This is a genomic window from Achromobacter sp., from assembly GCF_036567245.1.
Lineage (GTDB): Bacteria > Pseudomonadota > Gammaproteobacteria > Burkholderiales > Burkholderiaceae_B > Achromobacter.
Window position 1 is genome coordinate 1 of sequence record NZ_DATCUY010000713.1, and the last position, 25944, is coordinate 25944.

The following is a 25944-nucleotide window of genomic DNA, read 5'->3' on the forward strand; positions in this document are numbered from 1 at the left end:
CTGCGCGACCTGGTGGAGCCCATGGCGGACTCGCCGCGGCTGGGCGAACTGATTTCGCATCTGTCGGTGGATCCGGCCCTGGCCGCCCTGCTGGTGCGCGCCATCGCCGCCGAACCTGCTGTCGCCATCCGCGACGGCGGCGTGCTGGCGGCGGGCTTCGACGCGGAACTGGACGAGCTGCGCGGCTTGGCGGCGGATGGCGGCGATTTCCTGGTGCAACTGGAAGCCCGCGAGCGCGAGCGCACCGGCATCAGCAATCTGCGCGTGGAGTTCAACCGCGTGCATGGCTTCTACATCGAAGTCACCAAGGGCCAGACCGCCAAGGTGCCGGAGGACTACCGCCGCCGCCAGACGCTGAAGAACGCCGAACGCTACATCACGCCCGAACTCAAGACCTGGGAAGACAAGGTGCTGTCCGCCCAGGACCGCGCGCTGGCCCGCGAGAAATGGCTGTTCGAGCAGTTGCTGGACGTGCTGGCCGAACATGTGCGGCCGCTGTCTGACTGCGCCGCCGCGCTGGCTGAACTGGACGCTTTGGCCGCCCTGGCGGAGCACGCGCGCCGCCACGACTGGATCGCGCCCGAACTCTCCGAGCAGGCCGACATCGACATCGAGGCCGGCCGCCACCCGGTGGTGGAACACGCCATCGAACGCTTCACGCCCAATGGCTGCCGACTGGAACCGGCGCGCCGCATGCTGTTGATCACCGGCCCGAACATGGGCGGTAAATCGACGTATATGCGGCAGGTGGCGCTGATCGTGCTGCTGGCGCGCATCGGCAGCTTCGTGCCCGCGTCGCGCGCCCGCATCGGCAAGATCGACCGCATCTTCACCCGCATCGGCGCGGCCGACGACCTGGCGGGCGGCCGCTCGACCTTCATGATGGAAATGACCGAAGCGGCCGCCATCCTGTCGGCCAGCACGCCCAACAGCCTGGTGCTGATGGACGAGATTGGTCGCGGCACGTCGACCTATGACGGCCTGGCGCTGGCCTGGGCCATCGCTTGCCGCCTGCTGGCCCACAACCGCGCACTGACGCTGTTCGCCACCCACTATTTCGAACTGACCCGCCTGCCCGCGGAACAGCCAGCCTCGGCCAACGTACATCTGGCCGCGGCTGAATCGGCCGGCGGCATCGTATTCCTGCACGAAGTGCGCGAAGGCCCGGCCAGCCGCAGCTACGGGATCCAGGTGGCGCAGCGCGCGGGCGTGCCCGCCGCCGTGATCCGCCAGGCTACCCGCGAACTGGAACGCCTGGAAGCCCAGGGCGCCCCCACGCCGCAGCTCGGCCTGTTCGCCGCCGCAGCGGACGCCGACGCCCAGGCCTATGCCGACGCCGACCGCTCCGACGACCTCGAGGCCCTCGACGCCCTGCGCGAGGAACTCGCCGCCATCGACCCCGACAGCCTGACCCCGCGCGAAGCGCTGGACGCCCTCTACCGCCTGAAGAAGCACCTGCAATGAACCTCGACCATCCCTTGGCCCTGCTGGGCAACCAGAGCCCCAATGACTTCATGCGCCGCCATTGGCAGCGCAAGCCCTTGCTGATCCGCCAGGCCATCCCCGGATTCAAGCCCCCGGTCACGATCGCCGCCATCAAGAAGCTGGCGCGCCGCGACGACGTGGAGTCGCGCCTGATCTGGCGCGAGAACGGCGAATGGCAGATGGAGAACGGCCCGTTCGCGCGCCTGCCCAAGGACAATGAAGGCGACTGGACCCTGCTGGTGCAAAGCGTGGACCTGCACAGCGACGCCGCGTCCGAGCTGATGCAGCTGTTCCGCTTCATTCCCGACGCGCGCCTGGACGACGTGATGATCAGCATCGCCAGCCATGGCGGCGGCGTGGGCCCTCACTTCGACAGCTACGACGTGTTCCTGCTTCAAGCGGCGGGCGAGCGCGAATGGCGCTATGGCCGCCAAAAGGACCTGTCGCTGGAGCCCGGCCTGCCGCTGAAGATCCTGAGCCGCTTCGAGCCCGAGGAAACCGCCGTGCTGGCCCCCGGCGACATGCTCTACCTGCCGCCCCAGGCCGCTCATGACGGCGTCGCCGTGGGCGACGGCTGCATGACCATCTCCATCGGCTTTCGCGCGCCCACGCAGGCGACGCTGGCACGCGGGCTGCTCGAAGCAGCCGCGGACCAGGTCATGGCGCGCGTCGGCCTGCTTGGCGGCCCCTACGGCGAACCCGCCCTGCCCGGCCCCAAGCTATCCGCCGTCTACCGCGACCCCGGCCAGCCCGCCGTCGACACCCCTGCCGCCTTGCCGGACGCGTTGGTGGCGGCAACGCTGGAAACCGTGGAAAAGCTGCGCTTCGACGATGCGCTCGCCTCGCGCTTCCTGGGCTGCTGGCTGACCGAGCCCAGCAACCTGAGCGTGTTCGACGCGCCCGAGGGCCTGGACGTGGACCTGGAAGAGGATTGGCCTGCCACGGGCAGGCTGGTACTGGACCGCCGCAGCCGCATGCTCTATCGCGGCAAGCAACTCTTCATCAACGGCGAGACCGCCATGACGCCCGCCGATGCCGCCTTGCGCACGCTGGCCGACGCGCGCAGCCTGGATTGCGCGGACCCGTCCTGCGCCCGCCTGACTGACGAAGCGCGCTCCTGCCTGGCGGACTGGCTGGATTCGGGCTGGATCCGCTACCAGTCGGCGTAGCATCCGGACACCCTCGCGTATCAGTCCTGTACAGAAGGAAATCAGGTCTGATACGTGGGACACATCAAGAAAGAGATAACACGAAGCTGAAAGGTTTGTTGCCGTTGGGATGCGACCTTTTTAACTTTCATACGCGTTGCGCCCGCGTGTTCCTGTAGCCTGACCTCTGGTTTCCCCTAATGGGGTTTCAAGAGTCGTCATCTACAGGAGTCTAAAAATGATGAGCAAAACCTTGATTATTGCCTCGGTGCTGGCCGTTGCGCTGAGCGCCTGCAACAAGAAGGAAGATGCCCCGGCGCCCGCGACCAACCCCGCTCCGGGCGCAAGCACGCCTGCCCCCTCCACGACGCCCCCGGCCACCTCGCCGGCTCCGGCGCCCACGCCCAATACCACGCCGGGTGGCGGTTCGACCACCCCGGGCGGCTCGACCACGCCCGCGTCCTAATAAAAACGCAGAGACGAACCCCCGCTCTGAGGACGCAAGAAAAAGCCCTGGCTGTTTGCAGCCAGGGCTTTTTTGCGTGCAGATGGCTTATGAGCAAGACACCGCAATCGCAGCGCATCGCGGCTCGCGCGTCGCTCAGTCTGCAAGGCCCTTGCAAACCGCGGCCAAATAAAAAAGAGGCCCCCGCAGGGGCCTCTCTTGCGCGGGCCTGCGCGTGAGCGCAGAACCGGGCCGGTCTTACATCTTGTCCTTCAGCACGCTCAGCAGGCGCTGGGCGGTGGCGCTGTTGTCGCGGGCGCCATTGGCATCCAGCACGGTCACCGTGGTCTGTTCGCCGCTGGCGGCCAGGTGGATGCGGTACTGGGGCGCTTCGGCCTTCTTGTCGCCCGAGAACATGCGGCTGAAGAAGCCCGGCTGCTCGATCTTCTCGCCCGTGTCGGTGTCGACATAGCGGACGAAGTAGTCGCCAGCGGAGCGATCGCGGTCGTCCACCGCGAAACCGCCGCCATCCAGCGCCACGCCGACACGGCGCCATGCGCGGTCGAACGATTCGCTGACGACGAGCGAGGCGCCTTGAGCGCGGACGTCCTGCTGCACGGCGGGCTTCTGCGGCGCGGCCTCGGCCTGCTGCACCAGCTTGCGGGCGTTGTCGACGTCGGAACCCAGGTAGACCATCATGCGCGCCAGCATGGCGGCGTTGAGGCCCGGATCTTCCTTGCCATTCTGCCATTGCACCTGGTTGCCGTCGGCGCCCACGCGCTTTTCCAGCATCTGGCGGTGGCTGACGTAGACCTCGGTATGGCCGTTCACGCGTTCGACGCGGGTGCGGAATTTCTCGCGCTCGCCGCTATCCCAGGCCGATTCCAGAACCATGCCCAGCGCCTGGCGCAGCCAGCTTTCCGGAATCTTGGCGCGGTTTTCCGCCCAATCGGTTTCGATCAGGCCGGCGCTCGGGTTGTTGCTGGCCACGGTAAAGCCGCTTTCGGTCCAGAAGTCGATCAGACGCGGGAAGATATCTTCCGGCGGACGATCCACCACCAACCAACGCAGGTCGCCGTCGCGCTCGACGCGCATGTCCTGGCGGCCGGGCAGCACGTTGCTGGCCTTGGGCTGACTGGCTTGCGCCTGGCCCTGCTGCTGGAACTGCGAATAGGTGGTCGAGCCTGAAGCCGGCGCGCGGTAACGCGGATCGCTGTTGGCTTGAGTCAGATCGGGCGGGATGCTGAGGGGCTCTCCACGCTGCGTAACTGCGCTCTTGTAGTTGACGGACTCTTCATTGCCCAGGAATTGATTGACCTCGCTGCAACCGGCCAACAACACCAGAGACATCAATGCCGACAAACCGGCATGACGCTTGTTCATACGTATCCTCACGATATTTAGAGCAGGCCCGTTTCCTGGAGCGCGGTACGCACGGTCGCGTGGTGCTGCGCTCCCAGTTCAACCAGCGGCAGCCGGTAGCCCAGTGCGCTGCGGCCCATTTCGGCCAACGCCCACTTGACAGGGATGGGGTTGGCTTCAACGAACAAAGCCTTGTTCAGACGCGCCAGGTACGCATTAAGTTCACGCACCTTGGGCACATTGCCAGCCAGGGCGGCGGCACAGAGCTCACGCATGAGCTTGGGCGCCACGTTGGCCGTTACGGAAATATTGCCACGCGCGCCCAGCAGGATCAGGGCGGCGGCGGTGGGATCATCGCCGCTGAAAACCTGGAAACTGGCCGGCGCTTCGCGCAACAGCAGGCCGCCACGCGCGATGTCGCCCGTGGCGTCCTTGATGCCGATGATGCCCGGCACCTGCGCCAGTCGCAGGATCGTTTCGTTGCTCATGTCGGCAACGGTACGGCCCGGCACGTTGTACAGGATGTTGGGCAGATCGACGGCTTCCGCGATGGTGCGGAAGTGGCGGTACAAGCCCTCTTGCGAGGGCTTGTTGTAATAGGGTACGACCGACAGGCCGGCCTGCGCGCCCACGGCCTTGGCGTGGCGCGTCAGGTGGATGGCTTCGTCGGTGGAGTTGGCGCCCACGCCGGCGATGACCGGAATACGGCCCGCGGCGTGTTCGACTGCAACGCGGATCAGCTCCGCATGTTCTTCCATGGAGACCGTGGGCGACTCCCCGGTGGTGCCAACCACCACCAGTGCGTCGGTGCCTTCCTGGATATGCCAGTCGATCAGCGACCGGTAGGCAGCGTAGTCCAGGCTGCCGTCGGGCTGCATGGGGGTGACCAGGGCCACCATGCTGCCCTGGAAATTAACGCCTGCGGCGGTTGCAGGGGATGCCATAAATGTAGGGCTCCAAAACCCCGCGGCGGGATGCCTCGAGGCCAGAATCAATGAAACCGTTGAGTTTAACGGATATTGGCTGAAATCCTACAGAAACCACTGGACGATGGTCGTCCCCAGGGCCAGCACCGGCCGCATCAATAGCCAGAGCACATCCGTCACCAACAGGATGACGACGATCACCAAGCCATACGGCTCGATTTTCGAGTATTGCCAGGCCAGGCGGTTGGGCAGCAGGCTGAAAAGGATGCGGCCCCCGTCCAGCGGCAGGATAGGCAGCAGATTCAGGGCCATGAGCACCAGATTGACGTTCACGCCGGCCACGGCCATTTCGAACCAGAACGATTCCTGCAGGCCGGATTCCAGGAAGATACGCAGCGAAAACGCCCACAGCACCGCCATGAACAGGTTGGCGGCGGGACCCGCCAGCGCCACCCACAGCATGTCCTGCTTGGGCCGGCGCAAGCGGCCGAAATCCACCGGCACGGGCTTGGCCCAGCCAAACAGCATGCCCGGGCTGCCCAGCAGCTTGGACGCCAGCAGGATGGCCACCGGCACCAGCAGCGTGCCGACCGGGTCGATGTGCCGCGCGGGATTCAGGCTGATGCGCCCGGCCTCATAGGCCGTGGGATCGCCGAACATGCGCGCGACAAAGCCATGCGCGGCCTCGTGCAGGGTAATGGCGAAGATGACCGGTATCGCGTAGACCGCAATGGTTTGGATGATGTCATTCATGGCGAACCGGATTGTAGATGAGCCGCGAGCCGGCGCGTGCCGGCCCGCAAGACGACGCGGCCGACGCGATCAGGCAAGGCCCAGCGTGGCCGGGTCGCCGCGTCCCACGCGCACCACCACCGGCTCTTCGCTGGTGAGGTCGATCACGGTGGTCGGCGATTGCGGGCAGGCGCCCGCGTCGATGATGGCCGCCAGGTCGTGGTCGTAGCGTTCGCGGATTTCTTCCGCGTCATTCAACGCTTCGGTCTCGTCCTTGGGGATGAGCGTGGTGGACAGCAAAGGCGCCCCCACCTGCTCCAGCAGCCCGAGCATGACGGGATGGTCAGGCACGCGGATGCCGATGGTCTTGCGCGACGGATGCGAGACGCGGCGCGGCACTTCCTTGGTGGCTTCGAGGATGAAGGTCCAGGGCCCGGGCGTCGCGGCCTTCAGCAGGCGGTACTGGCGGTTGTCGACGCGCGCGAAGTGGCCGATTTCGGCCAGGTCGCGGCACAGCAGCGTGAGATGATGGCGTTCGTCCAGGCCTCGCAGGCGGCGCAATCCGTCGGCGGCGTTCTTGTCGTCCAGCCGCGCGACCACGGCATAGCTCGAATCGGTAGGCACCGCGACCAGCCCGCCATCGGCCAGCCATTGGGCCGCCTGCTTCAGCAGGCGCGGTTGCGGATTCGCGGGATGAATGGAGAAATACAGGGCCATGGGTTTATCCTAACACTCTTGAAGGCCGCTCAGTAAAGCGCGGCGATGCAAAATGGCGGGAACGCCGACCCGCCCGGAGAAACAGTATGCGCCTTGATGACTCGCGCGAAAGCGACAATGTGGAAGACCGCCGCGCAAGCGGCCCACGCATCGGCGGCCGCGGCACCATCGGCATCGGCACGATCGTGCTGGCCCTGGTTGCGATGTATTTCGGCGTGGACCCCAGCGTGGTCCTGCAGATGGCCGAAGGCCCGCCCGCGCAGCAACAGCAGGGGCCGGCCACGCGTCCGCCGGCCAACGATCCGCAGGCCATCTTCGTCTCGAAGGTCCTGGGCGAAACCGAAGACACCTGGAGCGCCATCTTCCAGAAGGACCTGAACCGCCAGTACGTGGCGCCCAAGCTGGTGCTGTTCCGCGGCGCCACGCCCACGGCCTGCGGCACCGGACAGTCGGCCATGGGTCCGTTCTACTGTCCGGGCGACAGCAAGGTCTACATCGACCTGGCCTTCTTCGACGAACTGCAGAGCCGCTTCAAAGCCCCCGGCGATTTCGCCCAGGCCTATGTGATCGCCCATGAAGTCGGGCATCACGTGCAGCATCTGCTGGGCATCTCGGACCAGGTGGACAATCTGCGCCGCCGCAACCCGTCCCAGGCCAACGCGCTGTCGGTACGCATGGAACTGCAGGCCGATTGCTTCGCGGGCTTGTGGGCGCAGCGCGCCAACGCCGCGCGCAACATCCTGGAAAGCGGCGACGTGGAAGAAGCCCTGACCGCCGCCACCGCCATCGGCGATGACCGGCTGCAGAAGCAGAGCCAGGGCTATGTGGTGCCCGATTCCTTCACCCACGGATCGTCGGCCCAGCGCGTGCGCTGGTTCAAGCGCGGGCTGGAAAGCGGCAGCATCAAGCAGTGCGACACCTTCGGCGCCACCTCGCTGTAGACGCGTGACCGCCCGCCGCCGCGCCGCCGCTTGTGCTGTACATCTGTACAGCAAAAAGAGCGGCGCGGTCTTCATCTTGTAAGATGACGCCCCCTCGCAGTGTTGCGCGTGCGCCCGCCGCCGCGCAGCGCATGCCAGGCGCGCTGTCCGGCGCGCGCATTTCCAAGACCCTAGATCAGTTCCATGGCCAACAAGTTCGAACCGTTAATCACCGTTGATGAGGTGCAAGAGATTCTTGCCGAACCCAAGGAAACCGTAAAACCGATCACCTGGGTACCGAAGCCCGCCGCCAGCAATCTCCAATGGTTGGAATTCGCCTGTGCCTGCCGGGTCAAGGGCGACGTGCGCGAAGACGTCATCTTCCGCGCGATCTATCGTGGCGCCCGTACCGCGGTGCATGGCCAGGCCACCATCTTCCTGGCCGAGGCGTTCTGCGCCAGCCTCTTCGTGGGCCCGCACCGCGTGTTCGGCGTGGACACCGACGACTCCTTCCACACCAGCCTGGTGGGCGAAGGCCGGCCGCAGTACCGCAAGCCGCTTGCGGACCGCAGCCATGAACATATCTGGGTGGACGAAGGTGAAGGCTATGCCGAGCCCATCGTGCCAGCCCTGCAGAATATCGGCGCGCTGATGCAGTACTTCCTGCCGCGGGCGAACCTGACGCTGACCGGCGGATTCGCGCATCCCCTCAAAGGCCGCCAAATCGAACTGATCCTATGAGTACTTTCCTGGAAGCCTCCGGCTGGACCGTCCTGCCGGCGGGCGAACACGCCATCCGCGCCATATCGCCCATGACGCTGGGCCTGGACGGGCAGCACGCGGCCTTCTTCATCGCGCATCCCGACGAGTCCACGTTCTACCTGACCGACGCCTGTGAGACCTCGATGCACGCGTCCAGCTACGGCATAGACCTGGCGGCCAAGCGCATCGACATCCTGAACGAAACCCCGGGCGTCAGCCTGGCGCACTTCGACCGCGACGGCGCCATCGTCGCGTCCGGCCCCAATGAGCAACTGCAGGAAGCCCTGTGGGACGCGGTCAAACTGGCGATGGCGCTGTCGTTCCAATGCGCCAAGTGGATGCCCAAGTTCAGCCAGTTGCGGTTCCGCGCGCAGGTCGGGCGGGCGCTGGCGGCAGGCGTGGGCGCGAACCGCATGGTCAAGGGCGCACGCGCCAAGGGCAGCAGCGGCCACACGGCGGACTTCGCCTTCGCCGTGCGCGCGGCCAGCAGCACCGCGCTGACGTATATCGAGCCCATTGCCCTGAAGGCCGGCAAGAAAATGGATTGGACGCAGGTCTATCAGACCCACGGCAAGATGTCGGACGTGAAGATGGCGGACGCGCGCAACTCGCGCATGGTCATCCTGGAAGACGGCGCCTCGGCCGAGGAGTTCAAGAAGGCCGTGACCATCCTGGAACAGTCCGCAACCGTGCAGACACTGGCCAAGACGCGCGATTGGCGGGAAGTCTTTTCCGGCTAGGACGACGTCAAGCTGGCATATTGGTCAGGCCGTCGACGATTTCGCGGCCATGCAGGATGGCTGCATGCACCGCTTCGCGCGGACTGTAGACAAAGCCGCCCTCGGCAAAGCGCGGAACCGGATATTCGTCGCCGCCTTCGAGTACGGCGCCTGCCTGGACCACCATCACCGATGCAATGAATACGGGGCCGCTGGATTGCGCCTGAACCTCGGCGTCTGCGCCTCGGGATACTTTGGCCGTAAGGCGGTATCCCTTGTAGATCAAATTGTTCTGATGCACTTCGGATGCCCTCTTTGTGCGACCCAGCATACCCTGGCTGTTCATGACAGTTCGGATATGTTTTGTAACGCGAGCAGAAAATAGAAACACTGTTGCATCGCACGAATTGCGTCCCCATTTTTTGGAGACCTTGCACATGGAATCTGCTTGCGCCGCATGGCGAGGCCTGACGCGGCTTGCGGCGCGATGCGGGACGCTGTGATTCCCTGTCCCTGCATCGGCTCACGGGGATTTCCCTAGATCTGTTGCATATGCACACCTTGTTGCCCGCCCATGCCGGTCGCGCCACAGCTACGCGGCGACATACCGGTCCCGCTGCGGGGCGCCCACGGCGGGCTGATCATCGGCCGGGCCGAAGAAGGCGGGAAACTGCTTTTCGCCCTTTTTCGTGACGCTCAGCGCGCGCGAATCCAGGTCTTTGCTGATCCAGCCGCGGCGCGTCAGCGCATCCAGCAGAGCCGCGCCCAAGGCGCCACCCAGGTGTGAGCGGCGCTCGCTCCAGTCCAGGCAGGAACACGCGAAGCGCCGCCGGCGCTGGCGCGCCTGCGCCACGTCCACACCTATCTGCGCCAGCGCGGCCTCGCCCAGCGGCGTCAGCGTGTAGTCGCGCCCATCTGCCGCCAGCCACTGGCGCGACAGCATGGCGTCGTGGATGCGCACGGCCAGCGTGCCTGCCATGTGGTCATAGCAGGTGCGCGACTCGCGCAGCGCGGAGGGCGTATTGGGCTTGAACGGCACCCGTTCGGCGCCGGCCACCACCAGCAGCGCCTCCAGCGCATGTCCGACCTCACTGTTCGCCAGGCGGTAATAGCGATGCTTGCCCTGCACGGCCATTTCCACCAGGCCCTGCTCCCGCAGGCGCTGGAAATGGCTGCTGGCCGTGGAGGCACCGATATCGGCAGCGGCGGCCAGTTCAGTCGCGGTGCGGGCGCGGCCGTCCAGCAGCACGCACAGCATGCGCGCCCGCGCTGGATCGGCGATGGCGCCCGCCACGGCGGAAAGGCTGACGTCGGCGAATTCGGATTCCATGGTTCGGCCCAGACCAAAGTGTTGTGTGCAGGTTCAAGCATACTGCGACTCAACACAACAAGACAGCCGGCTCCGCCGGACACCCATGCCCGCACCCCGAAAATTCTTTGGCTGGACTGTTCTTTACGCCACCTTCGCGCTGGCGGCCTTCGGCTGGGGCGTCGGCTTCTACGGCCCGCCCGTGTTCCTGCACGCGGTGGCGCAGCGCACCGGCTGGGGCGTGGCCCTGGTGTCCGGCGCCGTCACCCTGCACTTTCTTTGCGGCACCTTGGTGGTCGCCAACCTGCCGCGCCTGTACCGGCGCTGCGGCGTGCCCGCGGTAACGCTGGGCGGCGCCGTGTTGCTTGCGCTGGGCGTGGGCGGTTGGGCCACGGCCGCGCACCCCTGGCAGCTCTACGCGGCCGCGCTGTTCTCGGGCATGGGCTGGGTAACGCTGGGAGCCGCAGCCGTCAACGCGCTGATCTCGCCCTGGTTCGTGCGCCGCCGGCCCGCCGCGCTGGGTATGGCCTACAACGGCGCCAGCGTCGGCGGCATCGTCTTTTCGCCCTTGTGGGTCTATCTGATCAGCCAGGCGGGATTTGCCCAGGCGGCCTTGTGGGTAGGCGTGACCATGGTGGCGGTGATCGCCGTGCTTGCGCGCAAGGTTTTTGCCGTCACGCCACAGCAGCTCGGCCAGGATCCGGACGGCGCCTTGGAGCCAACCCAGGCGCCAGCGGCGGCCGTCAGCGCCGCAACGCCAGCGCCGGTGACGGACCTGTGGCGCAATCGGGCGTTTCTCACCTTGGCCGCCGGCATGGCGCTGGGCCTGTTCGCCCAGATCGGCCTGATCGCGCATCTGCTTTCCCTGCTGGCGCCTCTGCTGGGTGCGCAAACCGCCGGCCTGGCCATGGGACTGGCAACGGCCGCGGCCATAGGCGGGCGCACGCTGGTGGGATGGTTGATGCCTGCCGGCGCGGACCGGCGCAAAGTGGCCTGCGTGGCTTACGCCATCCAGATCGCCGGTTCGCTGGTTCTGATGCTGGCCGCTGACCACGCCTGGGCCATCTGGCTGGGTGTGCTGCTGTTCGGCTCGGGCATAGGGAACGCGACCTCGCTGCCGCCGCTGATCGCGCAGACCGAGTTCGCACGCGAGGACACGCAACGCGTGGTGCCGCTGATCGTCGCCATGTCGCAAGGCGCCTACGCCTTCGCACCCGCGCTGTTCGGCATGCTGCGGGCCTGGTCGGAGCAGGCCGGACAGCCGCTGCTCTGGTTCCTGGCCTTGGCAGCCAGCCTGCAGGCCGCCGCCATTGCCAGTTTTGCCCTGGGGTGGGCTACTCCAGCCCGCCGCGGCGGGCAACCAGCCCGGCCATGACGGCATCGCCGTTTTCGCCCGCCAGGCCTTCGGCCACGCCGCGCCGGTCGGCAACCGTGCGGTTCTGGCTGACCTTCCATTTGCCTTCGATGCGCGCAATGGGAATCTCCACGCCCACGATGGCGCGCATCTGGGCCGCGATGAAATCCTCCGGCGCGTCGGCCACGCGCCAAGGCTGCGCACGCGCTTTTTCCTGGCTGTCGGTCAGCGCGTCCAGCTGCGCGCGCAGCCAGGCCGGGTCGTCCTGGATCACCGGCGTGCCCCAGACGTGCACGGCGACGAAATTCCATGTGGGCACAACCTTGTGCGTCTCGGTCTTGGTCGGATACCAGGACGGCGTGACGTAGGCTTGCGGCCCATGGAAGACGGCCAGGCATTCCCGCCCCGACCCCAGGTCGGCAAGCTGCGGATTGGCGCGGGCCACATGCAGGCGCAGTACGCCTTGCGGCCCGTCGGGGTACAGCAGACAGGGAACGTGGTTCGCCATCAGCCCGCCCTCCCCGCTGGTCGTGAGCACGGCAAGCGGATGGGCGCGGATGAAATCATGCTGGACTTCGAGCGAGTCTTCGCGAAAGGCGGACGGCAGGTACATGGCGGATTCGGCGGTAGCAGGTAAAACCACAACATACCGCTATCGTGGCTCCATTTCCAGGACCAGCCAGGATCCATTTCATGGAGCCAGAGGCATCACGCCAGCAACGGCTTTTCCAGCAGGATGGTCATGAAGCCGCTGTCCCATTCTTCGTCGGGATAGGTGTCTATTTCGACGTAGCCGTGCTTCCCATAAAACTGGCGGCTCCGCTTGTTGAAGGAATCCGTCTCCAGCCGCGCGCGCCCGAATCCCGCGTCGCGAATGGCTGCTTCCATCCATGCCAGCAAGGCGCCTCCGACGCCCTGGCCCTGCCTTGCGGGATGCACATGCAAGGCCCAGATGAAGTCGTTCTCCCAATCCGCCATGCCTGCGGGCATGCCGTCGATTTCGCACACCATGAAAAGGTTTCCCCGCGTGCGCACGTACTCCGCCGTCTTGCCGCTTGCGCGGAACTGCCGATCCCTTTCCGCCGTCATCTCGGGCATCCACGTACCTTCGTAGGTGCGCATCAGCAGGTCTTCCAGAAAGGCTGCGTCCTCAGGCCGGGTCGGCCTGATCAAGAATTTTTGTTGTTGGTCCGTCATGCGCGGCAGTGTAGCAATGCCCGCCGTGGCCTCGAAATAGATGCGCGCGCGGCTATCGTCGCACACGTTCGTACGCCTGGTTCATGCGGTCCCGCGCCCCGGTCTCGTTGGCGTAGGCGCGGTCATAGGTGTCCAGGCAATCCTGTGTAGGATTCGGCCACTTGATCGCGGCGATCGCGGCGGTGAGCTCGTCGCGGGACCGCTGCCAATCCTTGACGGCGGCATACCACTGCTTGGCGGTGTCCATAGTTGCCTCCCTATGTGCACTCGTCCATCGTAGTCCCGCGGCGGCATCTTGCGGCGGCTATTACGGCTTACCCGGAATGGCGCTTCCGCTTGCCCAACACAGCATTCCGGTTTTCCCAGAATGGAATTCTGCTTTCCAGCGGAACAGGAGTTTCATCCTGCCTGTAGCGGGAAAACTGGCGCGGAATGGAGCAATAATTGGGCCGCCCCCGGCGCACGTGCGGCCCTTGCCGTCCGCCGCGCCGGGCATCACTTTCAGGAAAAGAGAAGAACATGAAGACCCGCCTCGCTCTGGCCGCCTGCTGTGCCGTGATAGGCCTTGCCGGCTGCACCAACCTGCCCAAGCCGCAGAACTACTCCACCTCCCTGGGCGAAAGCCAAAGCCGGCTCAAGCAGGATCCCGACTGGAGCGCCGGCATGGTCTGGGCGCGCCCCGGTCCGCCTATCGGCAGCCAGTACCAGAAGAAGCTCATCCTGGAACCGGTGCAATACATCCAGGGCGACCGGCCGGACGAGCTGGACATGAAGGGCGACAGCGCCATGCGCGAGCGCGCGTTGGCCTACCTGAACGAGGCGCTCCGGCGCGAGTTCGAACAAGCCGGCTATCAACTGCTGACCCAGCCCGCACCGCATGCACTGCGCCTGAGCGCCGCCATCACCGGCACGTTCCGCAACGAACGCGACCCCAGGATGATGGAGTACATCCCCATCGGCTTCGTGATCGGCCAGACCGTCAAGGCGGCCGGCTACCGCGACCAGTCCGCACGTCTGCTGCTCGAAGCCGCCCTGCGCGACGCCAATACCAACGAGTTGCTGATCGCCTCGCTGGGCACCGTCACGGGCGGCAATCTGCCCGCGGACCGCAAGCCCACCGCGGACGACGTGCGCAGCGCCATCGACGACTGGGCGCTCCACGCGCGCGAACAGTTCGACCGCATCTGGCTGGAAGACCGGCCGGAAGCCGGCTAGCGCCTGCGTCCACACCAATGGAAGCGTCCTATCAGTGTTGAGAGGTCCTGATCCTTCAGGGCGGAACATAAAGGGCAGGAGCGGGTCGAATCCATCGTTTTTTCTTCAGAAAATCACGATGTGATGAATATTGACGTCAACCCTCACTTACCCAGCGCCACGGCTAATGCTACTGTTCCGCCTGTGCAAGGAGTACATGCAATGGATCAGAAAACCAAGCCCTGGGCTTTTCCCAAGCCGCATCCGGAAAATACCCCGCGGGGTGAACGCAACAAACAGGAGTTCGACGCTCCCGTGCAAGACCCGAAGCCCGCGGCCAAACCCCGCGCAAAGAAGGAGACGCCGGCCGCCAGCCGGGCTCGCCCATGAGCCCGGCGCCATGGACGCGCGCCGCGACGGCGGCCGTACTGTCCGCGCTTTCCCTGGCTGCAGCCGCAACCGCCGACGTCCAGACGGGAGACCTGGTATTCCAGCAATCCCGCTCTGCGCAAAGCCTGGCCATCCAGCAGGCCACACATTCGCCATATAGCCACATGGGCATGATCGTCATGCGCCAGGGCCGCCCCCATGTGCTGGAGGCCGCGGCCAGCGTCAGCTACACGCCGCTGGAACAATGGGCTGCGCAAGGCGAACGCGGCCACTACGTGGTCAAGCGCCTGCGCGACGATACGCGGCTCACGCCTGCCGCGCAGATACAGCTGGCAGACGCCGGCGCCGCGTTCGCAGGCAAGCCTTACGACCTGGTGTTTGCCTGGTCGGACGACAGAATCTACTGCTCGGAATTGGTCTGGAAGGTTTACCAGCGCGCGCTGGGCGTGGAAATCGGCGCGCTCGCGCCGCTCAAGCGCTTCGACCTCTCGTCGCCGACGGTGCGCGCCAAGATGCAGGAACGCTACGGACGGGACATCCCCTGGGATGAGCCCATCATTTCGCCTGCCGCCATGTTCGACTCTCCCCTGCTCCGGACGGTGGACCAGCGCTAGCGGCGCAGGCGGAATGACTACGCAACCTGCGCTAGCATTCGGCATCGACAAGGCGCAACCGCGCGGAGAACTGGCGATGGCCATGATCACGGATCCACCGCTGCGGGGCAGCGGCAAGATTACGGGAGTCTTTTTCGACCCGACCGGCGAAATCGCCGCCGTGGCTTCCGAATTTCCCTTGCTGGCCAATCCGCGCGCGCGCGCCGCTTATGGCGGACAAGCCTTGCGGTACCGCGTCGCCCTGTACCGCCGCGGCGGCCTCGCCCCTTTCGCCGCCCTCGACGATCTGCGCTTCCCTGTCAACGACGTGGCCTTCCATCCGATCCAGAGCGTCGTTGCGATTGGCGCCGGCAGCTATGACGGCGGCTACCTGTTCGAAGGCGACCTGATCGCCTGGGACTGGCGTAGCGGCCGGCGGCAGCGGTTCTTCAGCCGCATCCCCGAAGTCGTGCGCTGCGCCTACAACGCCGCCGGCGACCAGATCGAAGCGTGGGTCCGGCCCTGGGACGAGGAGTGGGAGGGACTGCCCGAGGACGTGCACGACGCCGCGTTCAACACCCTGTTTGCGGTGCGCATTCCCTACGATCAGGCGAGCTGGTCCTCCTCCTGCTCCAGGGATCTGGAACTCTCCCGCGATGATTTCACGTCAGCGGGCCAGCCGTCCGCCGACACGCCGGCGCCCCATGCCCGCCTTGCGCAATGGCTGGGCCTGCCCGAGCTGGCGAACCGGGGCGCGATCCGCGATCTCGCCTGGCTGGACCACCAACGCATCGCCGTCGCACACGACGGTTGCCTGCTCGAAATCCATGACACCGGCGGCGGCCCGATCGCAACATACACAGGCGCCGGACACGGAACCGAAATCATCCGGGCCGCGGGCATCCACGTGCACGTCGTGGAGCCTTCAAAGCGGCCTGGCATGATGTGGCGTCAGGACTCCAGGCTCTACACGCTGACGGACGAAGGACTGAACCTCGTCGCCGAGTACGACGGCGAATTCACATTCTCGGCATCGTCCCCCGGCGTATTGCTGGGCCGCATGAACCGCGTCCCCGCGGCCAAGAATGCGCAGGACCGGTTGCGCGACCTGCATTCGGGCGCCGAACGGCGCGTGGACCTGGGACACTACGACTGCTTCAATCATTACATCCGCATCAGCGGCGCACCGTCGCTGTTCTGCGTGCAGGGCACGCCGGCCAGTTCCCATGAAGCGAAGCGCCTGTGCATGGTCTCCGCCGACGGCCAGGCCAGGCCGCTTTGGCCGGTGCTGAAGGCCAACGGCAAGCCCGACAGCCACACCATGGAGCTTTGCGGCTGCTATGTCGAGGATGCGCAAGGCGCGGGCCTGGTCGTCAGCGGCCGGCACTACGCTCCCGCCGTCAACGTCGCCTGCGCCGGCTTCATCTACCGCAAGCCGCTGGACCGCGACCGCGAACTCTGGCGCCACCCAACCACCGCGTCGGCCAGCGCGGTCATATTCCTGCCCGGCCTCGGACTGATCGCGGCCGCGTTCCTGGACGGCGGCCTGTTGCTGCTGGACGCCGCGTCGGGCGCAGTCCTGCTGCGCGCCACAATGCGTTTGGACGGTCTTCCCACGCTGGTCCACGCCATGGACGCGCATGGCGAACAACTGGCCCTGGGAACAGCCGACGGCCGGATAGCCGTGACCACCGTCGGCCAGCTGCTGGCGCAGGACGCGGCGCCGGGCTGGGTGGAAATCGGCTAGGCGTAATCCCCTAGGCCCGCCGCGCGAGACACCCGCTATCCTCGCGGACGTGTCTATGCGCGACTACCCATGACCCCACGTCTGGATCTGTATACCCTGCAAGTGTTCCTGGCAGTGCTGGAAGAAGGCAGCATCGCCGCTGCCGCCACGCGCGAACACATCGCGCCATCCGCGCTCTCCAAGCGATTGTCCGAGCTCGAACGCGTCCTGGACGTGCCGTTGTTCCAGCGCCATGCGCGCGGCGTGGAGCCGACCAGCGCCGCGCATGCGCTGGCACGGCGCGCACGCACCCTGCTGCATCAAACCCAGGATCTCGCCGCGGAGATCCGCGACTACTCCGCCGGCTTGCGCGGCCGGGTGCGCGTCGCGGCGAACCTGTCCTCCATCGCCCAGTTCCTGCCCATGGAACTGCGCCGCTTCCTGACACAACATCCCAACGTGCAGATCGATCTGGAGGAATCCGTCAGCGCCGGCGTCACGCGCGCCGTGATCGACAATGTCGCCGACATCGGCGTCTACACGCAGTCCGATGACGAGAACGGACTGGACATATTTCCCTACCATCGCGACGTCATGGCGCTGGTGGCGCCAGCGGGGCATCCCTTGTCGCGGCACCGGCAGGTGTCGTTCGCCGACACGCTGGATTACGACCACGTCGGCATGCACCGGGGCAGCGCCGCGAACTATCTGTTCACGCGCGAGGCCGCCTCCATGAACCGCTCGCTGCGGCTGCGCTTCCAGGTCACGTCCTATGACGCGCTGGTATCAATGGTGCGCGCGGACCTGGGGATAGGCATCGTGCCCGCCAAGGCTCTGTCCGCGTACGTCTGCGACGAGCTTTGCATCATTCCGCTGACCGATGCCTGGGCACGCCGCCAATTGAAATTGTGCGTACGCAGCAACGAATCGCTGTCGGGAGCCGCCCGCCTGCTGCTGGATCACCTGATCGCCCAAGCCGCAACGCAGCAATAAGGCGGCCAGGTCTGCCCGTGCGCGAAGCATCCGGCTGCAGCCATCGCATTTCGCGATACCCCGTCGAATATTCACGATTTGTCCCTCCTGAATCCTTCACTGAAGATAGTGACCGACAAACCATGTCCCGGACATCGCCGCGCGAGGCCCTTGCGGGCGCAGGATCCGGGCGCCAGGAGACCGAAGCCGTGAGCCTTCCAGACCGAGTCGAAATCGTGGAAGTCGGCCTGCGCGACGGACTGCAGATCGAGTCCGAGTTCGTGCCCACCGACACCAAAATCCAGACCCTGAACGCGCTGATAGACGCCGGCGTGCGGCATTTCGAAGCGACGTCCTTCGTCTCGCCGCGCGCCGTGCCGCAAATGCGCGACGCAAAAGAAGTGCTGCAGGGGGTGCGCAAGCGCCCGGGCGTGGTGCTGGGCGCGCTGGCGCCCAACCGCAAGGGCGTCGAACGCGCCCTGCAATCGCAGGCCGACGAGATCGTCGTGTTCCTGTCCGCCACCGAAAGCCACAACACCAAGAACCTGAATCGCCCGGTCGAGCAGTCGCTGCGCGACATCGAGGACATCGCGCAACTGCTGCAGGATCAGCCCATCAAACGCAAGGGCGCGATTGCCGTCGCCTTTGGCTGTCCCTTCGAAGGCGACGTGGACCTGGGCCGCATCCGGACCATCTTCGACCATTTCGTCCGGCAAGGCTTCGACGCCGTGACGCTGGGAGACACCACCGGCATGGCCACGCCCAAACTGGTGCGCAGCACGGTGGAAGCGCTGCGCGCCGACCATCCCGACGTCAAGATCTCGCTGCACTTCCACAACACGCGCGGCATCGGCCTGGTGAATGTGGTGGAAGGCCTGCGCGTCGGCGTCACCTCGTACGAGTCCTCGCTCGCGGGACTGGGCGGCTGCCCGTTCGCGCCCGGTGCCACCGGCAATATCTGCACCGAAGACCTGGTCTACCTGCTGGACGAGATGGGCGTGGACAGCGGCATCGACCTGGGCGCGCTGATCAAGGTGGCCCAACGGCTGGAAGGTATCGTCGGCCGCGGCCTGCCCGGCCAGTTGATGAAGGCGGGGCCGCGCCTGCATCTGCACGACTACAACGTCGCCACCGGCGCGGTCGGCTAAGGAGACCGCATGGACAGCGAATCGAATCGCGGCGCGCTGCTCGGCCTGTCGGCCGTGCGCGAGACCGGCGTCAACCTGAATCGCCCCGAATGCGTGCTGAGCACCGCGGCGGGCGATCTCTATGTGTCGGACAAGGCCGGCGGCATCCGCCACATCCTGCCCAACGGCAACGCCCGGCTGATCGGCGCCCAGCCTGGCCTGATCCCCAACGGCTTCGCGCTGCTGCGCGACGGCTCGTTCGCTGTGGCGAACCTGGCCGACGACGGTGGCGTATGGCGCGTGCAGCGCGACGGCGCCGCCGAACCCTACATCATGGAGATCGACGGCGTGCGCCTGCCCAGCGTCAACTTCGTCTGGCTGGACGACCGTGAACGCCTGTGGATCTGCGTCAGCACCGTGCGCCGCGGCGACCACCAGTTTCGCCGCGACATCGCCGACGGCTTCATCGCCCTGCATGATGAGCACGGCACGCGCATCGTCGCGCAGGACGTGCATTGGACCAACGAATGCCGCACCGATCCCGGCGGCACGCACCTGTACGTCAACGAAACCTTCGGCCGGCGCCTGCTGCGCTTTCGCATCGGCGCCAACGGCGACCTCGGCGAACGCACGGTCATCACGGAATTCGGCAAGGGCACCTATCCCGACGGCATGGCGGTTGATGAAGAAGGTCACATCTGGGTGGTCAGCGTGGTCTCCAACCGGGTGATACGGATCAGCCCCAAAGGACACCAGCAACTTGTGCTGGAAGACGGCGACGCCGCGCACATCGACCGGCTGGAGGCCGAGTACCTGGCCAACCGCCTGAGCCGCCCCATGGTCTACGACAACCACAGCAAGCGGCTGCAGAACATCACCAGCCTGGCGTTCGGCGGCCCCGACCGCAAGACCGCCTACATGGGCTGCATCAATGGTTCCAGCTTGGCGGTGTTCGATTCGCCGGTGGCGGGCATCAAGCCCGTGCACTGGAACTGGTAGGCCGGATCCGCATTCCGGAGGAGACATCATGAACAAAAAACACTCGCCGTTCCTGGTCCGCGCCTCGGCATCCCTGCTGGCGCTGTCGGTAACCGTCGCCGGGGTGTTCGCACCCCTGGGCGATGCGCAGGCGCGGGAAATGAAGATCGCGACCATCGCCGCGTCCAACAGCCCCTGGGACCACGCCATGCGCGCCTTCGCCGAGGAAGCCGCCAAGCAATCCCAGAATGACCTGCAAGTGCATGTCTACACGGACGGGCAATTGGGCGACATCAGCAAGATCCTGTCTTCCATGCAATTGGGTACGCTGGACATGGGCTACTTCGGCCTGGGCTCCGTCGTATTCCTGCGCGGCGCCCAGCCCTTGAACATCCTGTACGCGCCCTATCTGTTCAAGAGCGGCGAACAGGCCGAGCGCATCATCAACAGCGACGAGTTCGCCCAGATCTTCGACGACGTCGCCAAGAAATCCGGCGTCCGGGTATTCGCGGCCTTCGGCATACGCTCGCCGCGCGCGCTGCAAACCGTGTCGCGCGCTATCAACAAGCCCGAGGACGTCAAGGGCCTGAAGCTGCGCGTTCCGTCCATTCCCATCCTGAAAACCACGTTCGAGAAGCTCGGCGCGCAGGTCGTGCCGCTGGGCATGACCGAAATCTACACAGCGCTGGGCCGCGGCATGATAGACGGCCAGGACAACGGCTTCGACCTGTCGATTCCGCTGCGTTTCCATGAAGAGGCCAAGTACTGGGCGGCCACGGATCACGCCTACGAGTTGACCGGCTGGTTCATTTCCGAGCGCGTCTGGCAAAGCCTGGACGCCAAGCAGCGCCAGGCGCTGACCGAGGCTGCCAAGGCTGGCGGCAAGGTCGCCACCAAGCTGGACCAGGAGCTGGACGACAACGCGGTCAAGATCCTCAAGCAAGCCGGCGTCACGTACACGCAGCCCGACAAGGCCGCGTTCAAGGCGGCCCTGGCCACCGTCTATCAGCAGTACGAAGGCAAGGATTGGCCGGCCGGCATGGTCGAACGCATCCAGAAGATGCAGGAGTAGGAGATGGCCGCGCCCATGCCCGCGACGACGGTACGCTCCGCGGCTCGCGCCACATCCGGCTGGCGCGGCCTGGTCCTGCGAGCCGACCGCACCGTGTGCTGGATCGGCCGGCTCGCGGTCGCCCTCACCCTGGCCATGGTGCTGGTGTTCTGCTTCGCCCAGGTCCTGGACCGGTATCTGCTGAAAACGCAGTTCGACGCCTGGGACCAGGTCGCACGCATAGGCATGCTGTGGTGTGCGTTCGTCGGCGCCGCCATGGCGCTGCGCGAGCGCCGCAACGTGGTGATAGACATCATCGACCGCCATTTGCCGGAACGCTTGCGGCGCGCGCGCGACCGCCTGTTCGACGCCCTGCTGCTGGCGCTGGCCGCGACCCTGTTCTACAAGGGCCTGGACGTGGTTGCCGTGGGGAACTTCCAGGACATCGTGGGGACGCCGTTCACCTACGCGGTCAGCTACGCCTCGCTGACCGTGGGCATGGTGTTCTTCATGCTGTTCCTGGCCTTGCGCCTGCTGATCCCCAACGCTCCCCCGCCGCATGACGCCTTCGCGCACGACGAGCTCGACCCACCGGGAACGCATCCATGATCCTCTTCTCCGTCGTGCTTTTCGTTGTGCTCATCCTGGTGGGGCTGGACATAGGCTTCGCGATGATCACCGCGGCCCTGGTCGGTATGCTGTTCAAGGGCGGCGGGGGAGTCGATATCGCGCAGGCTCCGCTCTCGATGCTGGGCGGCATAGACGAGACCGCGCTGGTCGCGATTCCTCTGTTCATCCTGGCGGGCGAACTCATGAACCGCGGCGGCGTCACGCTGCGGCTCATCAACTGGTCCATGGCCATGGTCGGGCACATGCGCGGCAGCCTGTCGCAAGTGTCCCTGACCACCAACCTGGTCATGGCCGGCATCAGCGGCTCCGCCGTGGCGGACGCCAGCGCCATCGGCACCGCGATGATCCCCTCGATGAAGCAGGAGGGCTACCGGCGCGGCTACCCCGAGGCCGTCATCGCCTGCGGCGCCATGCTGGGCCCCATCCTGCCGCCGTCGATCCCGATGATCGTGTACGCGGTGCTGGCCAACCTCTCCATCATCCGCCTGTTCCTGGCCGGCATCATTCCCGGCTTCATGCTGCTGGCAGGCTACATGGCGATTTGCGCCTGGCAGGCGCGGCGGCATGGCTACAAGTCGCGTCCGCGGGCCAGTTGGCCCGAACGGGCCAAGGTCACGCGCGCGTCCATCTGGGCGCTGATGATGCCGGTCCTGATCATCGCCGGCATACGCTTCGGCCTCCTGACCGACACCGAGGCGGCCGCGTTCGTTGCCATGTACGCCCTGCTCGTGGGCCTGGCCGTGTACCGGGAACTGAAGCCTGGCGAACTGGGTTCGGCGTTCTACTCGGCCGGGCGCACCATGGCGGTGGTTCTGTTCCTGCTGGCCGCCGCCGGGCCGTTCAGCTGGCTGATCAGCGAGTCGCGCGTGGCAGCTACCATCGCCAAGGGCATATTGGGCATTTCCGACCAGCCCTGGGTCGTGCTGTTGACGGTGAACGTGTTCCTGATCCTGGTGGGCAAGATCCTGGAACCGCTGCCCGCCATGATCATCACCTTGCCGGCGCTGCTGCCTATCGGCGTCCAGCTGGGCATGGACCCCATCCAGTACGCCATGATCCTGATCCTGAACCTGATGACGGGCATGCTGACCCCGCCTGTCGGCATCCTGCTGTTCGTCACATCCGCCGTGGGCCGCACTCCGATAGGCCCCATCGTGCGCGAGATCATTCCCTTCTTCATCTGGTCGCTGATCGTGCTCGCGCTGATCTGCGCCTTTCCTCCACTGACCTTATGGCTGCCGGGACTGGGCGGCTGACCGAAAACCAAAACCTGAGCAGATGCACACCATGCCACTTACCGGAATCCGCGTCCTGGACCTGACCCGTATCATCTCGGGGCCGTACTGCACCTCCATACTGGCCGACATGGGCGCCGAGGTGCTGAAGATCGAAGCTCCCGGCGAGGGCGACCCGATTCGCCGCCAGGGCGTGGTCAAGGACGGCCTGAGCTGGTACTTCGCCAACTACAACCGCAACAAGCGCTCGGTAACGCTGGACCTGTACAGCGCCGAAGGCAAGGACATCCTGCGCCAACTGATTCCGCATTGCGACGTCGTGATCGAGAACTACCGGCCCGGCATCATGGACAAGATGGGCTTCGGCGACGATGCCCTGAAAGCCCTGCGGCCCGACATCATCCATTGCAGCATCAACGGCTTCGGCACGTCCGGCCCCTATCGCGACCGGCCTGCCTTCGACTTCATCGCCCAGGCCATGAGCGGCTTCATGAGCCTGAACGGCGGCGAGGACGATCCGCCCATGCGGGCGGGACCGCCCATCAGCGACCTGGTCGCCGGCCTGAACGGCGCGCTGGGCGTAGTCGCCGCGCTGTTGCGCCGCGAGCGCACCGGCCGCGGCGACTCCATCAGCGTCAGCCTGCTGTCCAGCATGATAGGACTGCTCAGTTTCCAGGCATCGAACTACTTCGCCAGCGGCGAGCTGCCCCCGCGCACCGGCAATGACCACGGCATCGTCGCGCCCTACGGACTGTTCGAAACCGCCGACGGCCAGGTCGCGATCGCCCCGTCCAACGACGCCATGTATGAAAAGCTGCTGGACGCGCTGGAACTGCCCGAACTGCGCGCGCATCCGGATTTCCAGGCCAACGCCGACCGCATGCTGAACCGCGCGTCCATCAAGGCCGCCATCGAAGCCCGCACCCGGCAGATGGACAGCCACTATTGGATCGAACGCCTGAACCAGTATGGCGTGCCTTGCGGGCAGGTATTGAACCTGCAGGAAGTCTTCAACGATCCACAGGTCGCGGACCAGCAAATGGCCATCGACGTCCCGCATCCGGACGGCCAGCAAGTGCGCATGCTGGGCTTCCCGATCAAGTTCGCCGAAGCGCCCTGCCAAGCCCGCAGCGCGGCGCCCGCGCTGGGCGCGGACACCGACGCGGTCCTGGAGGAACTGGGCCTGTCCCGCGAACGGATCCGGGAACTCCGCGACAAAGGAGCCGTCTAGCCTGCATAGCACTGAAAACGTCCGCAGCGACCGAACCCGCAGTAAGTATCCGCAGCAATCGACGTCTGGCGATCATGACCGGACGCGCCCACCAAGGAATGGAGACCACAATCATGCTACGTGCCCTTATGCTCTCGGCCTGCGCGCTCGCCGCCTGCGCCCCCGCCGCCGCACAGCAGTACCCGAACCAGCCCATACGCGTCATCGTGCCGTTCACCCCCGGCGGCGGCACCGACTTCCTGTCGCGCACCGTCGCCGCCAAGCTGTCCGACTCCGTCAAATGGAACGTCGTCGCCGAGAACCGGCCCGGCGCCGGCGGCACCATAGGCATCACCACCGCCGCGCGCGCCAAGCCCGACGGCTACGAGATCGTCATGGGCCAGGTCGACAACCTGGCCGTGGCTCCTTCGCTCTACACCAAGCTGGCCTATGACCCGGTCAAGGACTTCGAGCCCATAGGCATCGTCGGCGAAGCCCCGTTGGTGGTCGTCGCCGGCAAGAACGGTCCGTACAAATCTCTCAAGGATCTGATCGCTGCCGCCAAGAAGGCGCCCGGAACGATCAACTACGGCTCGCCGGGAGCGGGCACCATCACCCACCTGGCCGCCGAACTGCTGCAACTCCAGGCGGGCATCAAGCTCGTCCACGTGCCCTACAAGGGGTCGGGGCCGGCCATGGCCGACCTGCTCGGCGGCCAGGTGCCCGTCATCTTCACGTCCATCCCCTCGGCCGCGCCGCAGATCAAGGCCGGCAGCGCCGTCCCGCTGGCCGTGACCTCGCTCAAGCGCAGCCCTGCCATGCCGGACGTGCCCACCATCGCCGAATCCGGTTATCCCGACTTCGACGTGCGCGTCTGGTACGGACTGCTGGCCCCGGCGAACACGCCCAAGCCCATCATCCAGACGCTGAACACGGAGCTCAACAAGATCCTCGCGCTGAAGGATGTACAGGACGCGCTGGCGGCTCAAGGCGCAACCGCGATGCCGACCACGCCTGCGCAGTTCTCGCAGACGATCGCGGCGGACTACAAGAAGTGGCGGTCGGTCATCCAGTCCGCCAACGTGAAGCTTGAATAAGGTCGGGTCCAGGCTCCGCGGCGGCCGCCAATACATCAAACCGCCCCCGCATTTCAACGCCCGCGCGGCCTCGAAAACAGCCTAGATCAAACGCATGCACCGCCTCATGCGTATGCACGACGCTCCCTGGGGAAGCGTCGTGCATACGCTTGGATGATGGGCCCCAGCAGCATTGACAGCGATACGGCCAATCGAGACGATGACCTCGGCACCACCGGTTTCAAGGTGGCGCAAGTGAAGGAGGCTCATCATGTCAATCTCGTGCAGACGACTGGAGGATGTGATTGCGGTCTCGGCAGCAGGAGACCAGTACCGGATCGAGCGGCATATCATTCAAGAACCCGCGACGGACGAAAATCCCGATCCACACATAGTGTTGCAATGCCGCCTGTCCACCGGCGGCGCCGTGATCTGGGAGGGTAAAGACGTGTACCGGCTCAAGTCAGGTGAAATTCTCCGGCCAGTGAATCGAAGGAAGAAGAAGAGTCCTTTTGAAGGGTAGGAATGAAAAGCCCGCGGCTTGTGCCTGCGGGCTTTTGCTTGCGCAACGCCATCGACGCGGCTTCCGTTTCTGCGTCGTAGCATGGCGCTCATGCTGGTATTGTCCAGTCGCCTGGGATCTGGAGATGCAGGCCGTCTTTGAGACGTCTTCCAGTCGCCGCGCA

General features: G+C 65.8%; 29 protein-coding genes. 20 read left to right on the forward strand and 9 right to left on the reverse strand.

Going from position 1 to position 25944, the window contains the following annotated elements:
* The 3 genes from mutS to VIR09_RS30770 all read left to right on the forward strand — a co-directional run.
* The coding region (mutS, locus tag VIR09_RS30760; protein WP_332016315.1) for a DNA mismatch repair protein MutS at nucleotides 1-1464 on the forward strand (1464 nt) is incomplete at its 5' end.
* Complete coding sequence (locus VIR09_RS30765) at nucleotides 1461-2654, forward strand: cupin domain-containing protein (RefSeq protein WP_332016316.1); 1194 nt, start codon at nucleotides 1461-1463, stop codon at nucleotides 2652-2654. The genes mutS and VIR09_RS30765, both read left to right, overlap by 4 nt.
* Nucleotides 2655-2871: 217 nt before the next feature.
* Complete coding sequence (locus VIR09_RS30770; protein WP_118933176.1) at nucleotides 2872-3099, forward strand: endopeptidase; 228 nt, start codon at nucleotides 2872-2874, stop codon at nucleotides 3097-3099.
* A gap of 237 nt (nucleotides 3100-3336) precedes the next feature.
* Here the strand turns inward: VIR09_RS30770 and bamC are convergent, their stop codons facing one another.
* The 4 genes from bamC to VIR09_RS30790 form a co-directional block, all read right to left on the reverse strand.
* Nucleotides 3337-4461 (reverse strand): outer membrane protein assembly factor BamC, encoded by a 1125-nt coding sequence (gene bamC, locus VIR09_RS30775; RefSeq protein ID WP_332016317.1) that lies wholly within the window; start codon nucleotides 4459-4461, stop codon nucleotides 3337-3339.
* A 17-nt stretch (nucleotides 4462-4478) separates the two neighbouring features.
* Entirely contained in the window at nucleotides 4479-5384 is a 906-nt protein-coding gene (gene dapA, locus VIR09_RS30780) for a 4-hydroxy-tetrahydrodipicolinate synthase (RefSeq protein WP_332016318.1), read from the reverse strand.
* A gap of 87 nt (nucleotides 5385-5471) precedes the next feature.
* Nucleotides 5472-6119: a site-2 protease family protein gene (locus VIR09_RS30785; RefSeq protein WP_207468377.1), complete on the reverse strand. Its 648-nt coding sequence runs from the start codon at nucleotides 6117-6119 to the stop codon at nucleotides 5472-5474.
* Nucleotides 6120-6188: 69 nt separating this feature from the next.
* Nucleotides 6189-6815 carry an L-threonylcarbamoyladenylate synthase gene (locus VIR09_RS30790; RefSeq protein WP_332016319.1) on the reverse strand — a complete coding sequence of 209 codons (627 nt, stop codon included), beginning with the start codon at nucleotides 6813-6815 and terminating at the stop codon, nucleotides 6189-6191.
* An 86-nt stretch (nucleotides 6816-6901) separates the two neighbouring features.
* Here VIR09_RS30790 and ypfJ point away from each other — a divergent pair, with 86 nt between their 5' ends.
* The 3 genes from ypfJ to VIR09_RS30805 all read left to right on the forward strand — a co-directional run bounded on the left by ypfJ (nucleotide 6902) and on the right by VIR09_RS30805 (nucleotide 9237).
* Entirely contained in the window at nucleotides 6902-7756 is an 855-nt protein-coding gene (gene ypfJ, locus VIR09_RS30795) for a KPN_02809 family neutral zinc metallopeptidase (RefSeq protein WP_332016320.1), read from the forward strand.
* A gap of 183 nt (nucleotides 7757-7939) precedes the next feature.
* Nucleotides 7940-8476 carry a hypothetical protein gene (locus VIR09_RS30800; RefSeq protein ID WP_332016321.1) on the forward strand — a complete coding sequence of 179 codons (537 nt, stop codon included), beginning with the start codon at nucleotides 7940-7942 and terminating at the stop codon, nucleotides 8474-8476.
* A complete protein-coding gene (locus VIR09_RS30805; RefSeq protein WP_332016322.1) occupies nucleotides 8473-9237 on the forward strand; it encodes a DUF1828 domain-containing protein in 765 nt (254 codons plus the stop codon). The genes VIR09_RS30800 and VIR09_RS30805 overlap by 4 nt, the downstream gene beginning before the upstream one ends.
* A gap of 7 nt (nucleotides 9238-9244) precedes the next feature.
* Here the strand turns inward: VIR09_RS30805 and VIR09_RS30810 are convergent, their stop codons facing one another.
* Both VIR09_RS30810 and VIR09_RS30815 read right to left on the reverse strand, forming a co-directional pair.
* On the reverse strand, nucleotides 9245-9517 hold the full coding sequence (locus tag VIR09_RS30810; RefSeq protein WP_041655905.1) for a hypothetical protein: 273 nt from the start codon (nucleotides 9515-9517) through the stop codon (nucleotides 9245-9247).
* Between the two features lie 291 nt (nucleotides 9518-9808).
* On the reverse strand, nucleotides 9809-10546 hold the full coding sequence (locus tag VIR09_RS30815) for a helix-turn-helix transcriptional regulator (RefSeq protein WP_332016323.1): 738 nt from the start codon (nucleotides 10544-10546) through the stop codon (nucleotides 9809-9811).
* 85 nt (nucleotides 10547-10631) lie between these two features.
* On the opposite strand from VIR09_RS30815, the gene VIR09_RS30820 reads away from it, so the two are divergent.
* A complete protein-coding gene (locus VIR09_RS30820) occupies nucleotides 10632-11900 on the forward strand; it encodes an MFS transporter (RefSeq protein ID WP_332016324.1) in 1269 nt (422 codons plus the stop codon).
* On the opposite strand, the gene VIR09_RS30825 is transcribed toward VIR09_RS30820, so the two are convergent.
* The 3 genes from VIR09_RS30825 to VIR09_RS30835 all read right to left on the reverse strand — a co-directional run bounded on the left by VIR09_RS30825 (nucleotide 11860) and on the right by VIR09_RS30835 (nucleotide 13323).
* Nucleotides 11860-12492, reverse strand: coding sequence for an FMN-binding negative transcriptional regulator (locus VIR09_RS30825; RefSeq protein ID WP_332016325.1), 633 nt, complete (start codon nucleotides 12490-12492; stop codon nucleotides 11860-11862). The genes VIR09_RS30820 and VIR09_RS30825 overlap by 41 nt on opposite strands.
* 95 nt (nucleotides 12493-12587) lie before the next feature.
* Complete coding sequence (locus tag VIR09_RS30830; protein ID WP_332016353.1) at nucleotides 12588-13076, reverse strand: GNAT family N-acetyltransferase; 489 nt, start codon at nucleotides 13074-13076, stop codon at nucleotides 12588-12590.
* Nucleotides 13077-13128: 52 nt separating this feature from the next.
* Nucleotides 13129-13323 (reverse strand): hypothetical protein, encoded by a 195-nt coding sequence (locus VIR09_RS30835; RefSeq protein ID WP_013395228.1) that lies wholly within the window; start codon nucleotides 13321-13323, stop codon nucleotides 13129-13131.
* A 272-nt stretch (nucleotides 13324-13595) separates the two neighbouring features.
* On the opposite strand from VIR09_RS30835, the gene VIR09_RS30840 reads away from it, so the two are divergent.
* The 13 genes from VIR09_RS30840 to VIR09_RS30900 all read left to right on the forward strand — a co-directional run bounded on the left by VIR09_RS30840 (nucleotide 13596) and on the right by VIR09_RS30900 (nucleotide 25781).
* Entirely contained in the window at nucleotides 13596-14291 is a 696-nt protein-coding gene (locus VIR09_RS30840) for a DUF3313 domain-containing protein (protein ID WP_332016326.1), read from the forward strand.
* A 201-nt stretch (nucleotides 14292-14492) separates the two neighbouring features.
* Nucleotides 14493-14660, forward strand: a complete 168-nt coding sequence (locus VIR09_RS30845) for a hypothetical protein (protein WP_332016327.1) — start codon at nucleotides 14493-14495, stop codon at nucleotides 14658-14660.
* Nucleotides 14657-15274, forward strand: a complete 618-nt coding sequence (locus VIR09_RS30850; RefSeq protein WP_332016328.1) for a YiiX family permuted papain-like enzyme — start codon at nucleotides 14657-14659, stop codon at nucleotides 15272-15274. Before VIR09_RS30845 ends, VIR09_RS30850 begins: the two co-directional genes overlap by 4 nt.
* 13 nt (nucleotides 15275-15287) lie before the next feature.
* Entirely contained in the window at nucleotides 15288-17000 is a 1713-nt protein-coding gene (locus tag VIR09_RS30855) for a hypothetical protein (RefSeq protein WP_332016329.1), read from the forward strand.
* Nucleotides 17001-17069: 69 nt separating this feature from the next.
* Nucleotides 17070-17972, forward strand: a complete 903-nt coding sequence (locus VIR09_RS30860; protein ID WP_332016330.1) for a LysR family transcriptional regulator — start codon at nucleotides 17070-17072, stop codon at nucleotides 17970-17972.
* A 188-nt stretch (nucleotides 17973-18160) separates the two neighbouring features.
* Nucleotides 18161-19099: a hydroxymethylglutaryl-CoA lyase gene (locus tag VIR09_RS30865; protein WP_332016331.1), complete on the forward strand. Its 939-nt coding sequence runs from the start codon at nucleotides 18161-18163 to the stop codon at nucleotides 19097-19099.
* A gap of 9 nt (nucleotides 19100-19108) precedes the next feature.
* The gene (locus VIR09_RS30870) at nucleotides 19109-20077 is read left to right on the forward strand and encodes an SMP-30/gluconolactonase/LRE family protein (RefSeq protein WP_332016332.1); all 969 of its coding nucleotides are present in this window, start codon (nucleotides 19109-19111) and stop codon (nucleotides 20075-20077) included.
* A 28-nt stretch (nucleotides 20078-20105) separates the two neighbouring features.
* The gene (locus VIR09_RS30875) at nucleotides 20106-21128 is read left to right on the forward strand and encodes a TRAP transporter substrate-binding protein (RefSeq protein ID WP_332016333.1); all 1023 of its coding nucleotides are present in this window, start codon (nucleotides 20106-20108) and stop codon (nucleotides 21126-21128) included.
* Between the two features lie 3 nt (nucleotides 21129-21131).
* Complete coding sequence (locus VIR09_RS30880) at nucleotides 21132-21716, forward strand: TRAP transporter small permease (RefSeq protein WP_332016334.1); 585 nt, start codon at nucleotides 21132-21134, stop codon at nucleotides 21714-21716.
* On the forward strand, nucleotides 21713-22993 hold the full coding sequence (locus VIR09_RS30885; protein ID WP_332016335.1) for a TRAP transporter large permease: 1281 nt from the start codon (nucleotides 21713-21715) through the stop codon (nucleotides 22991-22993). Before VIR09_RS30880 ends, VIR09_RS30885 begins: the two co-directional genes overlap by 4 nt.
* 31 nt (nucleotides 22994-23024) lie before the next feature.
* A complete protein-coding gene (locus VIR09_RS30890) occupies nucleotides 23025-24203 on the forward strand; it encodes a CoA transferase (protein ID WP_332016336.1) in 1179 nt (392 codons plus the stop codon).
* 113 nt (nucleotides 24204-24316) lie between these two features.
* Nucleotides 24317-25279 (forward strand): tripartite tricarboxylate transporter substrate binding protein, encoded by a 963-nt coding sequence (locus VIR09_RS30895; RefSeq protein ID WP_332016337.1) that lies wholly within the window; start codon nucleotides 24317-24319, stop codon nucleotides 25277-25279.
* A 250-nt stretch (nucleotides 25280-25529) separates the two neighbouring features.
* Nucleotides 25530-25781 (forward strand): hypothetical protein, encoded by a 252-nt coding sequence (locus VIR09_RS30900; protein ID WP_332016338.1) that lies wholly within the window; start codon nucleotides 25530-25532, stop codon nucleotides 25779-25781.
* The last annotated feature ends 163 nt before the right edge of the window (nucleotides 25782-25944 follow it).

Coding starts and splice junctions, on each gene's coding strand:
- VIR09_RS30770 (WP_118933176.1), top strand. CDS start 2,872: ATGATGAGCAAAACCTTGATTATTGCCTCGGTGCTGGCCGTTGCGCTG.
- VIR09_RS30805 (WP_332016322.1), top strand. CDS start 8,473: ATGAGTACTTTCCTGGAAGCCTCCGGCTGGACCGTCCTGCCGGCGGGC.
- VIR09_RS30800 (WP_332016321.1), top strand. CDS start 7,940: ATGGCCAACAAGTTCGAACCGTTAATCACCGTTGATGAGGTGCAAGAG.
- VIR09_RS30835 (WP_013395228.1), bottom strand. CDS start 13,323: ATGGACACCGCCAAGCAGTGGTATGCCGCCGTCAAGGATTGGCAGCGG.
- dapA (WP_332016318.1), bottom strand. CDS start 5,384: ATGGCATCCCCTGCAACCGCCGCAGGCGTTAATTTCCAGGGCAGCATG.
- VIR09_RS30895 (WP_332016337.1), top strand. CDS start 24,317: ATGCTACGTGCCCTTATGCTCTCGGCCTGCGCGCTCGCCGCCTGCGCC.
- VIR09_RS30825 (WP_332016325.1), bottom strand. CDS start 12,492: ATGTACCTGCCGTCCGCCTTTCGCGAAGACTCGCTCGAAGTCCAGCAT.
- VIR09_RS30840 (WP_332016326.1), top strand. CDS start 13,596: ATGAAGACCCGCCTCGCTCTGGCCGCCTGCTGTGCCGTGATAGGCCTT.
- VIR09_RS30830 (WP_332016353.1), bottom strand. CDS start 13,076: ATGACGGACCAACAACAAAAATTCTTGATCAGGCCGACCCGGCCTGAG.
- VIR09_RS30875 (WP_332016333.1), top strand. CDS start 20,106: ATGAACAAAAAACACTCGCCGTTCCTGGTCCGCGCCTCGGCATCCCTG.
- VIR09_RS30845 (WP_332016327.1), top strand. CDS start 14,493: ATGGATCAGAAAACCAAGCCCTGGGCTTTTCCCAAGCCGCATCCGGAA.
- VIR09_RS30765 (WP_332016316.1), top strand. CDS start 1,461: ATGAACCTCGACCATCCCTTGGCCCTGCTGGGCAACCAGAGCCCCAAT.
- VIR09_RS30870 (WP_332016332.1), top strand. CDS start 19,109: ATGGACAGCGAATCGAATCGCGGCGCGCTGCTCGGCCTGTCGGCCGTG.
- VIR09_RS30890 (WP_332016336.1), top strand. CDS start 23,025: ATGCCACTTACCGGAATCCGCGTCCTGGACCTGACCCGTATCATCTCG.
- VIR09_RS30790 (WP_332016319.1), bottom strand. CDS start 6,815: ATGGCCCTGTATTTCTCCATTCATCCCGCGAATCCGCAACCGCGCCTG.
- VIR09_RS30885 (WP_332016335.1), top strand. CDS start 21,713: ATGATCCTCTTCTCCGTCGTGCTTTTCGTTGTGCTCATCCTGGTGGGG.
- VIR09_RS30815 (WP_332016323.1), bottom strand. CDS start 10,546: ATGGAATCCGAATTCGCCGACGTCAGCCTTTCCGCCGTGGCGGGCGCC.
- VIR09_RS30855 (WP_332016329.1), top strand. CDS start 15,288: ATGACTACGCAACCTGCGCTAGCATTCGGCATCGACAAGGCGCAACCG.
- VIR09_RS30860 (WP_332016330.1), top strand. CDS start 17,070: ATGACCCCACGTCTGGATCTGTATACCCTGCAAGTGTTCCTGGCAGTG.
- VIR09_RS30820 (WP_332016324.1), top strand. CDS start 10,632: ATGCCCGCACCCCGAAAATTCTTTGGCTGGACTGTTCTTTACGCCACC.
- VIR09_RS30880 (WP_332016334.1), top strand. CDS start 21,132: ATGGCCGCGCCCATGCCCGCGACGACGGTACGCTCCGCGGCTCGCGCC.
- VIR09_RS30850 (WP_332016328.1), top strand. CDS start 14,657: ATGAGCCCGGCGCCATGGACGCGCGCCGCGACGGCGGCCGTACTGTCC.
- VIR09_RS30900 (WP_332016338.1), top strand. CDS start 25,530: ATGTCAATCTCGTGCAGACGACTGGAGGATGTGATTGCGGTCTCGGCA.
- VIR09_RS30785 (WP_207468377.1), bottom strand. CDS start 6,119: ATGAATGACATCATCCAAACCATTGCGGTCTACGCGATACCGGTCATC.
- bamC (WP_332016317.1), bottom strand. CDS start 4,461: ATGAACAAGCGTCATGCCGGTTTGTCGGCATTGATGTCTCTGGTGTTG.
- ypfJ (WP_332016320.1), top strand. CDS start 6,902: ATGCGCCTTGATGACTCGCGCGAAAGCGACAATGTGGAAGACCGCCGC.